Source organism: Saccharothrix syringae, assembly GCF_009498035.1.
GTDB classification, from domain to species: domain Bacteria; phylum Actinomycetota; class Actinomycetes; order Mycobacteriales; family Pseudonocardiaceae; genus Actinosynnema; species Actinosynnema syringae.
This window is the reverse complement of the sequence record NZ_CP034550.1, coordinates 7,791,481-7,805,522: the sequence shown is the minus strand read 5'-3', so window position 1 is coordinate 7,805,522 and position 14,042 is coordinate 7,791,481. Positions and strand designations below refer to the sequence as shown.

General features: G+C 76.4%; 11 protein-coding genes. 7 read left to right on the top strand and 4 right to left on the bottom strand.

All coding sequences use genetic code 11. The features are described from left to right. Window positions 1-71: 71 nt before the first annotated feature. The 4 genes from EKG83_RS32800 to EKG83_RS32785 all read left to right on the top strand — a co-directional run bounded on the left by EKG83_RS32800 (window position 72) and on the right by EKG83_RS32785 (window position 5,434). A complete protein-coding gene (locus EKG83_RS32800) occupies window positions 72-758 on the top strand; it encodes a TetR/AcrR family transcriptional regulator (RefSeq protein ID WP_153278606.1) in 687 nt (228 codons plus the stop codon). Between the two features lie 88 nt (window positions 759-846). Beyond that, window positions 847-1,500 (top strand): TetR/AcrR family transcriptional regulator, encoded by a 654-nt coding sequence (locus EKG83_RS32795; RefSeq protein ID WP_033435055.1) that lies wholly within the window; start codon window positions 847-849, stop codon window positions 1,498-1,500. Window positions 1,501-1,541: 41 nt separating this feature from the next. Continuing rightward, window positions 1,542-2,141, top strand: coding sequence for a TetR/AcrR family transcriptional regulator (locus EKG83_RS32790; RefSeq protein WP_033435056.1), 600 nt, complete (start codon window positions 1,542-1,544; stop codon window positions 2,139-2,141). A 245-nt stretch (window positions 2,142-2,386) separates the two neighbouring features. After that, window positions 2,387-5,434 carry a serine hydrolase gene (locus tag EKG83_RS32785; RefSeq protein WP_033435057.1) on the top strand — a complete coding sequence of 1,016 codons (3,048 nt, stop codon included), beginning with the start codon at window positions 2,387-2,389 and terminating at the stop codon, window positions 5,432-5,434. Window positions 5,435-5,517: 83 nt separating this feature from the next. Here the strand turns inward: EKG83_RS32785 and EKG83_RS32780 are convergent, their stop codons facing one another. Both EKG83_RS32780 and EKG83_RS32775 read right to left on the bottom strand, forming a co-directional pair. Next, window positions 5,518-6,102 carry a nitroreductase family protein gene (locus EKG83_RS32780; RefSeq protein WP_033435058.1) on the bottom strand — a complete coding sequence of 195 codons (585 nt, stop codon included), beginning with the start codon at window positions 6,100-6,102 and terminating at the stop codon, window positions 5,518-5,520. Window positions 6,103-6,146: 44 nt separating this feature from the next. After that, the gene (locus tag EKG83_RS32775; RefSeq protein WP_033435059.1) at window positions 6,147-6,779 is read right to left on the bottom strand and encodes a LysE family translocator; all 633 of its coding nucleotides are present in this window, start codon (window positions 6,777-6,779) and stop codon (window positions 6,147-6,149) included. 338 nt (window positions 6,780-7,117) lie between these two features. Here EKG83_RS32775 and EKG83_RS32770 point away from each other — a divergent pair, with 338 nt between their 5' ends. The 3 genes from EKG83_RS32770 to EKG83_RS32760 all read left to right on the top strand — a co-directional run bounded on the left by EKG83_RS32770 (window position 7,118) and on the right by EKG83_RS32760 (window position 12,344). After that, window positions 7,118-8,335, top strand: coding sequence for a helix-turn-helix domain-containing protein (locus EKG83_RS32770; RefSeq protein ID WP_228122305.1), 1,218 nt, complete (start codon window positions 7,118-7,120; stop codon window positions 8,333-8,335). A gap of 79 nt (window positions 8,336-8,414) precedes the next feature. Beyond that, window positions 8,415-11,264, top strand: coding sequence for an AfsR/SARP family transcriptional regulator (locus EKG83_RS32765; protein WP_051766874.1), 2,850 nt, complete (start codon window positions 8,415-8,417; stop codon window positions 11,262-11,264). 288 nt (window positions 11,265-11,552) lie between these two features. Then, window positions 11,553-12,344 (top strand): efflux RND transporter periplasmic adaptor subunit, encoded by a 792-nt coding sequence (locus EKG83_RS32760; protein ID WP_033435060.1) that lies wholly within the window; start codon window positions 11,553-11,555, stop codon window positions 12,342-12,344. A 45-nt stretch (window positions 12,345-12,389) separates the two neighbouring features. Here the strand turns inward: EKG83_RS32760 and EKG83_RS32755 are convergent, their stop codons facing one another. Together EKG83_RS32755 and EKG83_RS32750 are read right to left on the bottom strand one after the other, a co-directional pair. Continuing rightward, window positions 12,390-13,094 (bottom strand): B3/B4 domain-containing protein, encoded by a 705-nt coding sequence (locus EKG83_RS32755; RefSeq protein WP_033435075.1) that lies wholly within the window; start codon window positions 13,092-13,094, stop codon window positions 12,390-12,392. Continuing rightward, window positions 13,091-14,014 (bottom strand): DMT family transporter, encoded by a 924-nt coding sequence (locus EKG83_RS32750; protein WP_033435061.1) that lies wholly within the window; start codon window positions 14,012-14,014, stop codon window positions 13,091-13,093. Before EKG83_RS32750 ends, EKG83_RS32755 begins: the two co-directional genes overlap by 4 nt. Between the last annotated feature and the right edge of the window lie 28 nt (window positions 14,015-14,042).

Genomic DNA, 14,042 nt, shown 5'->3' with positions numbered 1-14,042 from the left:
CCAACGCCGTGTCAACGGCGCGGTGGTCCCGGTGGCACGGCGCCCACCGGGACCGCGCGGGTCCGGGTACGGTGTCACCCGTGGTGACCGGGACCGGCAGGAGCCCCAGGGCGGAGCAGGTGGGCACCACGCGCCGGCAGATCCTGGACACCGCGGAGCGGCTGTTCGCCGAGCGGGGCCTGTACGCGGTGTCCAACCGCCAGATCAGCACGGCCGCCGGTCAGGGCAACAACGCCGCGGTCGGCTACCACTTCGGCACCAAGGCCGACCTGGTCCGGGCGATCGTGCGCCGGCACACCGAGCGCATCGAGCCGCTGCGGCTGGAGGCGGTGACCGCGGTCGAGGGGGCCGGGGACGTCCGGGGCTGGGTCGACTGCCTGGTGCGCCCCTTCACCGCCCACCTGGCCGCGCTGGGCGACCCGACGTGGTTCGCCCGGTTCGCCGCGCAGGTCATGACCGACCCGGGGTTCCGCGCGGTCATGGTCGAGGAGGCGCTGGCCACGCCGTCGCTGCGCCGGGTGCTCGACGGGCTGCGCCGGTGCCTGCCCGACCTGCCCGACGACGTGCGGGCCGAGCGCGGCGACATGGTCCGCGACCTCGTGGTGCACGTCTGCGCCGAGCGCGAGCGCGCCCTCGCCGAGGGGATCGCCCCGGTCCGGCCCACCTGGGACGACGCGGCCACCGGGCTGGTCGACGCGATCACCGGCCTCTGGCTGGCGCCGGTCTCGGGTCGCGCCCGGACCCCCGCGGGGGAGTAGCCTCGCGACGGATCGTCACACCCCGACTACCAGGCGTTTTAAGTCAGTTGCTTGACTGATTTTTCGCGGCGTGCTGGGCTGGGGGGCGATGAGCGGCAGGACGGCGGGGGCCGAGCGGTCCTCGGAGACGCGGGACCGGATCCTGGCGGCGGCGGAGCGGTTGTTCGCCGAGTTCGGCGTGTCGGCGGTGTCCAACCGCCGCATCGGGGAGGCGGCGGGGCAGGGCAACAACTTCGCGGTGGGCTACCACTTCGGCACCAGGGCGGAGCTGGTGCGCGCGATCGTGCGCCGCCACGCCGGGCAGGTCGAGCGCACCCGGGTCCGGATGCTCGCCGGGATCGGCGACAGCGACGACGTGGAGGACTGGGTGGCGTGCCTGGTCCGGCCGCTGACCGAGCACCTGGCCGCGCTGGGCAGCCCCACCTGGTACGCCCGGTTCGGCGCGCGGGTGATGACCGAACCGGTGCTGCGGCAGGTGGTCGTGGACGAGGCGCTGGACGCGGAGTCCGCGGTGCGGGTGCTCGACGGGCTCAACCGGTGCCTGCCCGCCCTGCCGGTCGCCGTGTACCTGGAGCGCGGCGCGATGACCCGCCACCTGCTCACGCACACCTGCGCCGAGCGGGAACGCGCGCTGGCCGCGCGGGCGCCCACCGCGCGGGCGTCCTGGGACGAGGCGGCCTCCGGGCTGATCGCCGCCATCGTGGGGCTGTGGCTGGCGCCGGTGACCGCGGTGCGCGGGTGACGCGGTCGTTTCGTCGTGCACCTGCACGATAAAATAACGCCGTGCCGAAGCGGGTGGACCACGGCGGGCGGCGCGACCAGGTCGCCCGCGCGCTCTGGCGGATCGCGGCGGACGAGGGGCTGCGCGCGGTGACCCTGCGGCGGGTCGCGGCCGAGGCGGGCATCTCCATGAATCTCGTGCAGTACTACTTCCCGACCAAGGTCGAGCTGGTCCACCACGGCCTGGGCCGGCTGCTGGAGCTGGCCGCCGAGCGCCGGCGGGCCGAGCTGACCCGGGTGCGGACCACCGGCGACCTCCGCCTGGTGCTGCGCACCTGCCTGGTGGGCCTGCTGCCGGTCACCGAGGAGGGCCGCGTGCTCTCCGCGGTCCACGACGCGTACCTGTCCCACGCGCTCGGCGACCCGGGGGTGCGGGAGCTGCTGAACCGGGTGCCGCACCACGTCGCCGACGAGCTGGTGCCCGTGCTGCGCGCGGCGCGGGAGGCGGGTGCGGTGCCCGCGTCGGTCGACCCGGAGCTGGAGGTGACCGGGCTGGTGGCGATGGCGTCCGGCCTGGCGTCCGGCGTGCTCGTCGGCTCGTACCGGGTGGAGGAGGTGGTGGCCGTGCTGGACCACCGCCTCGCGGTGCTGTTCGGCGGCTGACGGCCCCGGCGGGCGTGGCCGGAACCGGACGCCGTCTCAATCCCCGGCGCCATAACCGATCGGCATGGCAGCACGTCGGGGGCCGTGCCCGGGGCCACCGGCGGGTCGGCACCGTCTCGACCGGCGGGAACCCGGGCTTGGGCGGGCGGTGTCGCGCGCGTCATCCTGGCCGGGGACGTGCGGTTCCGGAGGGCGCGACCGGGCCGGGGTCCGCCGCAGCCACCACCCGACCCCAGGAGCCACCGGTGACCCGACGCCTGCGCATCGACGACCTGACCCCGTCCGCCGTGCCGGAGCGGCCCGCGCTGTCGCCGGACGGCGCCCACGTCGCGTACGTGCTGCGCACCGTCGACACCGAGGCCGACCGCGACGTGCGGCGGCTGTGGCGGGTGCCGACCCGGGGCGGTGCCCCCGAGCGGCTGACCGCGGGGTGGGCCGACACCGCGCCGGCGTGGTCACCGGACGGCGGGCGGGTGGCGTTCCTGCGCGCCCAGGACGGCCCGGCCCAGGTGTGGCTGCTGCCCGCCGCCGGCGGCGAGCCCACGCCGCTGACCGCGCTGCCGCTGGGCGCGGGCGAACCGGTGTGGAGCCCGGACGGCACGCGGATCGCGTTCACCGCCCCGGTCGACCGGCACGCCGAACCGGACCGGGACGACCGGGCGCGGTCCCGGCGCGCGGCGGCACCCGCCGTGGTCGACCGCCTGGACCACCGCGCCGACGGCGTGCGCGCGCACCTGCACGTGGTGGACGTGCCCACCGGCGGGTGCCGCCGGATCACCGACGGCGACTGGCACGCCGGCCGGCCGTCCTGGTCGCCCGACGGCACCGCGCTCGCCTTCGCCGCGGCCACCGCGCCGGACGCCGACCTGACCGGGCACGTGCCGGTGCACGTGGTGGCCGCCGCCGGCGGGGTGCCGGCGCGGGTCGGGCCCGCCGACCTGGTGGCCGGGCACGTCGCGTGGACCGCGGACGGCACCGCGCTGCTGGTCGTGGCCGCTCCCGGACCGGGCGGGCCGACCCGCCTGCTGCGGGTGCCGCCGGCCGGTGGGCCGCCCGCGGACCTGGTGGCGGGTGGTGGTGCGGGGGCGCCGCCCGTCCTGGTCGACGACGGCCGCGCGGTGCTGTTCCGCGACCGCGGCCGCCTGTGCTCGGTCCCGGTCGACGGCGGCACCCCGCGCCCCGTGCCGACCGCCGGCCTCGTGGTGTCCGACCCGGCCGTCGCGGGCGGGCGGGTGGTCGTGGTGCGCCGCACGCCGACCTCGCGCGGCGAACTGGTCTGCCTCGACCCGGCCACCGGCGCCGAGGCGGTGCTGACCGACCACGGGGCACCCGTCCCCTTCCCCGAGGAGGAACGCGAGTTCACCGCCTCCGACGGCACCGCCGTCCACGGCCGGCTGGTCCGCGACCCGTCGTTCCCGGGACCGCGCCCGGTGCTGCTCGACCTGCACGACGGCCCGCACGACGCCGAAGCCCTCCACCGGGAACTGGCCGCGCGGGGCTGGGTGGTGCTGCTGCTCGACGCCGACGCGCGGCACCCGCTGGAGCCGCTGGACCGGTTGATCGCCGAGGGGCTGGTCGACCCGGCGCGGCAGGCCGTCGCGGGCCACGGCTCCACCGCGCACCGCCTGACCGGCCAGGGCGACCGGTTCGCCGCCGCCGTGGTCGACGGCCTGCGCCCGGGGCGCGCTCCCGGCGGTCCGCTCCGGGAGCGCGACCACGGGCGCACGCCGACCCTGTTCCTGCACGGCGCCGAGGACGCGCACGTCACCCGGCAGTGGCACGCGGCGCTGCGCGCGCGGGGCGTGCCGACCCGGCTGGTCCTCTACCCCGGCGGCGCCGGGTTCCCGCCGTCGCACCGGCTCGACCACCACCGGCGCCTGGTGGACTGGGTGGAGCGGCACGCGGCGCCGACCGCCGCGCCGCGCCCCGACCCGGACCACTGGCGGCGCAGGCTGGCCGCGCTGGCGCGCCTGCACGACGTGCCCGGCGCGGTGCTGGGCGTGCTGCGGGTGCGCCCCGGCGGCGAGGACGACCTGGTGGAGGTCGCGCACGGGGTGCTCAACCTGGCCACCGGCGTGCCCACCACCACCGACTCGCTGTTCCAGATCGGCTCGATCACCAAGGTGTGGACCGCGGCGCTGGTGCTGCGGCTGGTCGACGAGGGCCTGCTCGACCTGGACGCCCCGGTCGTCGACGTGCTGCCGGAACTGCGGCTGGCCGACCCGGAGGTGACCAAGCGGGTCACCGCCCGGCACCTGCTCACCCACACCAGCGGCATCGACGGCGACGTGTTCACCGACACCGGCCGCGGCGACGACTGCGTGGCCGAGTACGTGGCCCGGCTCGGCGAGGTGGCGCAGAACCACCCGCCGGGCGCCACCTGGTCCTACTGCAACTCCGGCTTCGTGCTGGCCGGCCGGGTGGTCGAGCAGCTGACCGGCGGCACCTGGGACGCCGCGCTGCGCGAGCTGCTGATCACCCCGCTGGGCCTGCGGGCCACCGGCACCCTGCCGGAGGAGGCGCTGCTGCACCGCGCCGCCGTCGGCCACACCGGGACCCGGCCGGAACCCGTGCCGGTCTGGGGCCTGCCGCGCTCGGTGGGCCCGGCCGGGCTGATCCACTCCACCGCGGCGGAGGTGCTGGCGTTCGCCCGGCTGCACCTGACCGGCGGCCTGGCCCCGGACGGGACCCGCGTGCTCGGTGAAAGCGCCGTCGCCGCCATGGCGGCCCGCCAGGCCGAGCTGCCCGCCGGGCACCTGCCGGGCGAGTCGATGGGGCTGGGCTGGTTCCGCACCGACTGGCACGGGCGCGCGCTGGTCTGCCACGACGGCAACACCCCGGGCCAGTCCGCCTACCTGCGGGTGCTGCCCGACGCGGGGCTGGCGGTGGTCCTGCTGACCAACAGCGACGGCTCCCAGCCCCTGGCCGAGCAGCTGCTGGGCGAGGTCTTCGCCGAGCTGGCCGGCGTCACCCCGCCACCCGGTCCGCGGCCGCCCGACGAGCCGGTGACCGCCGACGCCCGCCCGCACCTGGGCACCTACGAGCGCGCGGGCCAGCGGATTGAGGTGCTGGTGGGCGAGGCGGGGCCGCGGCTGCGGACCACCGCGACCGGCCCGCTGGCCGAGCTGGAGGACGACCCGGTCCAGGAGTACGACCTGGTGGCCGTCGGCCGGGACCGGTACGTGGTGTGGGAGCCCCGGTGGCGCGCGTGGGTGCCGGTGACCTTCCACCGGCTGCCCACCGGCGAGCGGTACGTGCACGTCGGTGTCCGCGCCACGCCGAAGGTGGGGTGACGGACCCGGTCGGTGACGTGCGGGTGCGGTGACGTGCGGGTGCGGTGACGTGCCGGGCCGGGAGCGCCCCGGTCGTGACGCGCCTACCAGTGCCCGAAGTGCACGGCCTCGTCGAACGGCCGCCGCCGGCGGGTCCGCGGCGAGGCGCCCTCGGAGACGTCCTCCTCGTCACCGTGCCCGATCGCGATCGCCCCGATCGGCACGTGGTCCCCGGGCACCCCGAACTCCGCGCGCAGCGCGTCGAAGTCCTCGGCGCCGATCCCGAAGTACACCGCGCCCAGCCCCTCGTCGACCGCGGTCTGCAGGGCCAGCAGCACCGCCATCCCGGTGTCGACGTACCAGAACGGCACCGGCCAGCGGTCCTCGCTGCGGTCGGTCCACCCCTTGTCGGGCTCGGCGTACCGGTCGAGGTAGGCGTCCTTCACCGCGAACGCCACCACGACCACCGGCGCGGCCTTGACCGACTCGAACGTCCAGAGCCGGACCACCTCGTAGAAGCGCGCCAGTTCGGCATCCCGCAGCACCAGGAACGCCTGTCCCTGCGAGAAACCGGCCGACGGGCCGCGCAGCGCGTTGCGCAGTATCCGCCGCACGCTCTCGTCGGACACCGGCTCGTCGGTGAACCTGCGCACCATCCGCCTGCGGCGGACGACGTCCTGGAACTCCACGGCACCCCCATCGTCGAGCGGTCGGACACCCCGATCGTAAGGGCCTAGCGGTCGAGGGCCAGCCGGACGCCGAGGCCGATGAAGATGCCGCCGGTGGCGGTGTCGATGCGCCTGCGGGCCGCGCGCCGGGTGCGCAGCCAGCGGCCGATCCGGCCGGCGAGCAGGCCGACGGTGCCGTCGACCAGGAACTCCAGCGCGATCAGGATGGCGCCGAGCACGACGAACTGGAGCCACACCCGCCCCAGCGCCGGGTCGATGAACTGGGGCAGGAACGCGATGGTGAACGTGACCATCTTGGGGTTGAGCAGGTTGGTGGTCAGCCCGGTCAGGAACGCGCGCCGCCCGGTCAGGCCCGCCCGCGCGGCCCGCTCGTCGGCCGCACCGTCGCCGCGGTGCCGGATCATCCGCACGCCCAGGTAGACCAGGTAGACCGCGCCGACGACGCGCACGACGGTGAACGCGACCGGCACCGCGGCGAACAGGGCGGCCAGGCCCGCCGCCGCCACGGCCACGTGCACGGCCTCGCTGGTCGCCACGCCCGCGGTGGCCAGCAGCCCCGCGCGCGGCCCGCCCCGCATCCCGCACCCGAGGACGAACAGCATGTCCGGTCCCGGCGTGATCATGGCGACGATCGTGGTCAGGGTGAACGCGAGGAGCAGGTGGTGATCGAGGGGCACCTCGCGAGTCTCGCAGAACCGCGCCGCGGGTGAACCCGGATTTCGGTGCCCCCGCCGCCCGCGGCCGGAAAAAACCACACCGATTCTTTTGTCCCCGGTGCTTCTCCGGCGTCCCACCGCCGCCCCGGACGACCCCCAGTCGTCCGGGGCGGCGGTCTTTCCCCATCCATCGGGACCGGGTAGAACACTTCACCAATGGCCGCGTCCCGGCCAAGCCCCGGCCGGTCCGCTGGGACGCTGGGACGCCGGGGGCGCCCTGACGTGGCGCTGGGTCGGACCTGCTGGGACGCGCCTGGGACGGCGCCGGGCGAGGAGTTCGAATACGAGGGGGAGCGGTGGTGCGACCGCTGCAGGAACAGCAGTTCGCCGGCATGCTGCGAATGCTGAAGGAAAGGTCGGGGCGCAGTTACGAAGCGCTCGCCAAGCGAGTCGGCACGAGTGGGTCGAGCCTGCACCGGTACTGCGCGGGCGCCAAGGTCCCGGCCGATTACGGCGTCGTGCACCGGTTCGCGCGGGAGTGCGGCGCGACCCGCGCGGAACTCCAGGAGCTGCACCGGCTGTGGGTGCTCGCCGACGCCGAGCGCCGGCCCGCGCCCGACCCGGCACCCGAACCGGCCCCGGCACCCGAGCCGACCCCGGCACCCGAACCGGTCCCGGCACCCGAACCGGACTCCGCGCCCGAACCGGACGCACCTCGACCGGATTCCCGGCCCGCCGCGCCCGCGCCGGTCGCCGTGCCGGTCGCCGCGCCCGCGTCGAGCGCGGAACCCGCACCGCCCGCCGCGCCCGAGCCGGCCGCCGCGCCGACCCCGACCGACGACCGACCCGACCCCGCTCCCGACCCGGCCCCCGCGCCCGCCGACGCGACACCGGTCCCGCGCGACCGGCGGAGGTGGGCGGCGGTGCTGGCGGTGGTCGCCCTGGTCCTGGCCGGCGGCGTGGTGTGGTGGTGGACCCGCCCCGCCGGGCCGACCGCGCACGTGGAGGGCCCGCTGCTGCTGTCCGCGGCCTGCCCGCCGGTGATCGGCATGGGGCAGCACGACGAGTGCGTGCGCGAGGTGCAGGTCCTGCTGAGCCAGGCGGGCGCCCACCTGGACGTGGACGGCGACTTCGGCCCCCAGACGCAGCGCCGGGTGATCGCCTTCCAGGTGCTGGCCGACCTCCAGCCCAGGGGGGTGGTGGACGAGCCCACCAAGCACGCCCTGTACGAGCGGCGCGCGAACCTGGTGACCTGGACCCCCGAGCAGGTGGAGGCGCGGGTGCGCGAGGTGTTCCCCGAGGAACCCGACCGCGCGGCCGGCATCGCGCGCTGCCAGTCGTTCCTCGACCCGCTGCACGTGCTGCCCAACACCAACGGCACCCGCAACTGGGGCGTCTTCCAGCTCTCCGACGCCCTGCTGCGCGAGTTCGGCGGCACGCCCCGCCAGGCGTTCGACCCGGAGTGGAACATCCGGACGGCCCGGCGGGCGTGGGCCCGCTACCGCGACTTCCGCGACTGGCCGCACTGCGACCAGCCGTTCCGCACCGCCCCGGGCGCGCCGCCGACGAGCGGTTGACCCGACCCCGGCACGCCCCCTTGCCGGGCCTGATATCCCTGGGGGCGCACCAGCGGATCCCGGGGAGAGGGGCGGCGCCGTGGCGGAGTTGAGGGTGCTGGGTCCCGTGGAGGCGTGGGCCGGGGACCGGCGGCTGGACGTGGGGCACGCCCGCCAGCAGTGCGTGCTGGCCGCGCTGCTGGTCGACGCGAACCGGGTGGTGGCGGTGGACCAGCTGCTCGACCGCGTCTGGGGCGACCGCGTGCCGCACCGGGGCAAGGGCAACCTGCACTCCTACGTCTCCCGGCTGCGCACCGCGCTGGCCGACCTGGGCGACGTGGCGATCGTGCACCGCTCGGGCGGCTGGGTCCTGGAGGTCGACCCGGACCGGGTGGACCTGCACCGGTTCCGCGGCCTGCTCGACCGGGCCCGGTCGGCGCCGGACCCGGCCCTCGGGCTGGCCGCGGTGCAGCGGGCGCTGGGGCTGTGGCGCGGCGAGGCGTTCACCGGCCTGGAGACCGCCTGGACCGCCACCGCGCGGGAGGCGCTGGCCGCCGAGCGGTGGACCGCCGAGCTGGAGCGCACCGACCTGGCGCTGGCGCTGGGCCACCACCTCGACCTGCTGCCCGAGCTGGCCGAGCGCGTCCGCGCGCACCCGCTGGACGAGCGCGTGGCCGGCCAGTACCTCCTCGCGCTGGCCCGCGGTGGCCGCCAGGCCGCCGCGCTGAGCCACTACGAGGTGGTCCGCGCCCGGCTGGCGGACGAGCTGGGCACCGACCCCGGCCTGGCGCTGCGGGACCTGCACCAGCGCATCCTGGCCGCCGACCCCGCCGTGCTCGCCGGTGGACCCGCCGCGCCGACCCCGACCCCGGCGACCGGCACCCCGGTCGCGGTGCCGCGGCAGCTCCCCGCGCCGCCCGGGGCGTTCATCGGCCGCGCCGACGAGCTGGCCGCGCTGACCGCCGCGCTGGACGACGTCGACGCGGGCACGGTGGTGATCTCCGCGATCGGCGGCGCGGGCGGCATCGGCAAGACGTGGCTGGCACTGCACTGGGCGCACGAGCACCTGGACCGCTTCCCGGACGGCCAGCTGTTCGTCGACCTGCGCGGTTTCAGCCCGGACGGCGAGCCGATGCCGGCGTCGGTGGCGGTGCGCGGCTTCCTGGACGCCCTCGGGGTCGAGCCCGGCCGCATCCCGACCGCGCCGGAGTCCCAGGCCGCCCTGCTGCGCGGCCTGGTCGCGGACAAGCGCATCCTGCTGGTGCTGGACAACGCCGCGGACACCAGGCAGGTCGTGCCGCTGCTGCCCGGCGGCGAGTCCTGCACCGTGCTGGTCACCAGCCGCAGCAGGCTGCTCGGCCTGATGACCGCGCACGGCGCCCGCCACCTCAACCTCGACGTGCTGACCGACGACGAGTCCCGCGCGCTGCTGGCCCGCAGGCTCGGCGCCGCGCGGGTGGCCGCCGAGGCGGGCGCGGTGGAGGAGCTGATCGCCTTCTGCAAGGGGTTCCCGCTGGCGCTGGGCGTGATCGCGGCGCGGGCGCACGGCCACCCCCACCTGCCCCTGGCCACCCTGGCCGCCGAGCTGCGCGAGCTGGGCCTGGACGCGCTGGCGGACAGCGACCCCGCCGCCAGCCTGCCCGCCGTGCTGTCCTGGTCGCACCGGGCGCTGACGGCCGAGCAGCAGTGGGTGTTCGGCCTGCTCGGCATCGCGCCGGGCCCCGACACCGGCCTGCCCGCCGCGGCCGCCCTCACCGGCCTGCCCCCGGTCGAGGTCGGCAAGGTGCTGCGCGGCCTGGAGCAGGCGTCGCTGCTCACCCGCGACTCGCGCGGCCGGTACGCGATGCACGACCTGGTCCGCGCCTACGCCGCGGACACCACCGAGGAGCTGCCGCCGGGGGAGCGGGACGCCGCGCTGCGCCGGGTGGTCGACTTCTACCTGCACACCGCCCACGCCGCCGACCGGGCCCTGGACCCGCACCGCGAGACCGTGCCGCTCGACCCGCCCGTGCCCGGCGCCGACCCGTGGACCCCGGCCGGCACCGAGGACGCCCTGGCCTGGTTCGACACCGAGCAGCCCGGCCTGCTCGCCGCCCAGCAGGCGGCCGCGGCGGCCGGGTGGCACCAGGCGGTGTGGCAGTTGGCCTGGGCGCTGACCACGTTCCACAACCGGCGCGGGCACCTGTCCGAGCAACTGGTGGTGTGGCGGGCCGGCCTGACCGCCGCAGAACGGCTCGACTCGCCGTCCGCGCGCATCCGCGTCCACCGCAACCTGGGCCGCGCCCACGCCGCCCTCCGGCAGCACGAGGAGGCGGTGGAGCACCTGGACCGCGCCCTGGCGCTGGCCGAGCGGCACGAGCCGACCACCCAGGCGCACATCCACCAGGTGCTGGCGTGGACGTGGTCCAGGCGGGGCGACGAGCGGCGGGCGCTGGAGCACGCCACCCGGTCCCTGGGGTTCTACCGCGCCCTGGGCAACCCGGCGTGGGAGGCCAACGCGCTCAACATGGTCGGCTGGTACGCCGCGCAGAACGGCGAGCACGACCGGGCGCGCGAGCACTGCCGGGCGGCCCTGGACCTGCACCGCCGCCACCACAACCCGGAGGGCGAGGCCGACACGCTCGACAGCCTGGCCTACATCGACCACGAGACCGGGCGGCACGAGCAGGCCGTGGAGCACTACCGGCAGGCTTTGGTGCTGTTCCGGCGGATCGGCAACACCGTCCAGGTCGCCGACACCCTCGAACACCTCGGTCGGCCCTGTGCGGCGCTCGGGCGGTACGAGGAGGCGCGGGAGGTGTGGGAGGAGGCGCTGGAGCTGTTCCGGGCGCAGGACCGGGCTGATGACGTCGAGCGGGTGCGGGGGGAGTTGGAGGGGTTGGGGGCTGCGGAGAGGGAGGCGGAGGGGGCGGAGGGGGACGCGGGGGAGGCGGAGAACGCCGTTCGTTGATCGGCTGCGGCGGAGGGCTTGCCTGGGTGTGGTGGGCGGCCTGGGTGTGGTGGGCGGCCTGGGTGTGGTGGCCGGGTGGGGTGTGGCGGCGGGGCGAGGTGTGGCGGCGGGGTGGGGTGCGTTGGCCGGGCCATTGCGAGCACGGCTCGCGAAACCGTTGCGGCACTGCGGTTTCCTGAACCCGCCGAGGCGGCCGACCAAGGCTTTCGGCGTTCGGGCGCCGGCCCCACCGCCGGACTTGCCCTACCGTCCTGTCGCCCGAGCCGCCCGCACGCGAGAGGACTCCCCGTGAAACGCCTGTTCCGCGTCCTGTTACCCGTGGTCGCCGTCATCGCGGCGGCGACCACCGCGCTCGCCGCCCCCGTCCCGCCCACCACGCCCTACCCGGAGGTGCCGCCCAACGCGGACGCCTGCCGGGTGGAGAAGCTGGAGATCCAGAAGCAGCAGTTGCTGCACGACCAGGCCAAGCGGGAGTACGAGCGCATCAAGGCGCTGGTCCCGTCCAACGCCGCCTCGGTGGAGGAGCTGCGCACCGCCGAACGGGCGCTGCACCTGGCCGCCATCGCGTTGAACAACGCCAAGTACGCCGAGGCCGCCTGCCGCAACAAGCTGGGCAACGACCCCAAGAAGGAGTGCGTCGGCCTGTCGCTGGAGCTGAACCGGCTGCTGGACGAACTGGCCCTGCGCAAGGAACTGGAGCGGTTGGCCAAGGAGAGCTACGACGCCGCGCTGGCCCTGCTGGGCAGCGGCGCGGTGTCGCGGGAGGAGGTGGAGCGCCGCAAGACCGCCTGGGAGGTGGCCAAGGTCGAGCGGCAGCAGGTCGAGGCGCGCATCGAGGCGGTGAAGAAGCAGCTCGCGGACAACCCGGCGTGCAAGGACTACCCCTCCACCCGCCCCACGCCGACGTCGACCACACCGACGAGCACCCCGCCAAGCACCACCTCGCCCGGCACCACTGCGCCCACCACCACCACCACCCAGCCCACCACCACCCAGCCCACCACCACCCGGCCTTCCACCGCCCCACCCTCCACAACGGACGCCCCGTCCACCACCGCCCTGCCGACCTCGGCGCCCTAGAACAGTCCACAGAGGACGGCCGGACCCGTCGGGTCCGGCCGCCGCTCACCCACCCCCGAGGTCGAACCGCGCCCCGTCCGCGTCCAGCACCGCCGAGCGCGGTTCGACCGACCACAACCCGGCCACCTCCCCGGCCAGCACGGCGGTCAGCTCCCGCACGTCCGCCACCGCCGTGTCGTGCACCGCCTCCGCGACGATCAGCACCGCCTCGGTGCCGTCGCGCACCGCCGAGTACCCGCTCTGCCGGTTGGTCCACCGGCGCGCGTGGGCGCGGTGGGCGGCGTCGGCGAAGACGACCTCCCCGGGGTTCGGGTGCTCGGTGCCGCCGGCGAAGGTGTGGTAGACCTCGTCGCCCCGCGCGTACCGCACCTCCAGCGACCCCTCCACCCGGTCCAGGTCCAGGGCCGCCACCGGCACGCCGAAGGCCATCGACACGGCGTTGCACAGGTCGACCAGCGGGTGCACGCGCGGCATCACCCGCTCCACCCGGTACCGCCGCAACAACGCCTCCGACGCGCACCGGTACTGCGTGGGCTTCAACCCCATCCGCGAGAACACCCGCCGCCACGCCCGGACCTCCGGCAGCTCCGACTCCGCGCGGCCGTCGAGCCGGGCGTCCGCGACCGCGAGGAACGCGGCCACCCGCGCCTCGGCGGACACGTCCGCGGTGATCCCCTCGACGCGCACCACCCCGGCGGCCAGCTCGGGGAAGTCCCGCCGGACCTCGTCCAGGTGCCGGAACGCCCTCACGACCCCGCCCGCCACAACCCGACCGCGAGCCCCGCCACGACCACGGCCATCCCCAGCCACACCAGCGGCCCCGGCACGCGCGTGCCCAGCGCGACGCCCGTCAGCGCCGCCGCCACCGGCGCCACGCCGGTGAGCAGCCCGACCCGCCCGGAGCCGACCGCGGCGACGGTGGAGTACCACAGCACGAACGCCACCGCGGTCACCAGCACCGCCAGGTAGGCGATCGCCACCCAGTCCCCGGCGGTCAGCCCGAGCACCGCGCCGGGCCCCTCGGTCACCAGGCCGAGCCCGACCAGCAGCACCGCGCCCAGCCACACCGAGTGCAGCGAGACGCCCCACGCGCCGTGCCGCGCCAGCACCGGGACGGCCAGCAGCGTGAACCCCGCCTCGCACAGCACGGCCACGGCCGCCCACGCCACGCCCGCCGCGTCCGCGTGACCCGCGCCCTCCACCAGGACGCCGCCCGCGGTGACCACCACCGCCGCCAGCAGCACCTGCCGCTGCGGGGACCGCCGCTCCAGCAGCGGCCCGACGACCCCGATCAGGACCGGCACGCACGCCACCGCCACCGCGACGACCGCGGGTTCGGCGTGCGCCACCCCGCGCACCACGGCCACGTTGAACAGCACCAGCCCGATCGCCGCGATGCCCACCAGCCACAGCCACTCGCGGCCCCTCGGCCGCACCACGGGCACCCGCAGCAGCCCGGCCAGCGCGACCAGGACCAGCGCGGCGACGACGTACCGGACCGCCTGCGCGGTGAACAGCGGGGCGGCGACCAGGGTGTGCGACACCCCGACGCTGCCCCCGACGAGGGCCATCGCGGTCACGCCCGCGACGAGGCTGCGCACCGGCGGGCGTGCCGGTGCGGCGGCGGGCGTGATGCCCGGGGTGGCTCTGGGTGCGGTGCTCGTGTGCATGGGTTCACCCTGTCGGCACAATGGTCCG

Excerpts from the sequence above, each read along its gene's own strand:
- EKG83_RS32795 (WP_033435055.1), top strand. The coding sequence starts at position 847 with ATGAGCGGCAGGACGGCGGGGGCCGAGCGGTCCTCGGAGACGCGGGAC.
- EKG83_RS32750 (WP_033435061.1), bottom strand. The coding sequence starts at position 14,014 with ATGCACACGAGCACCGCACCCAGAGCCACCCCGGGCATCACGCCCGCC.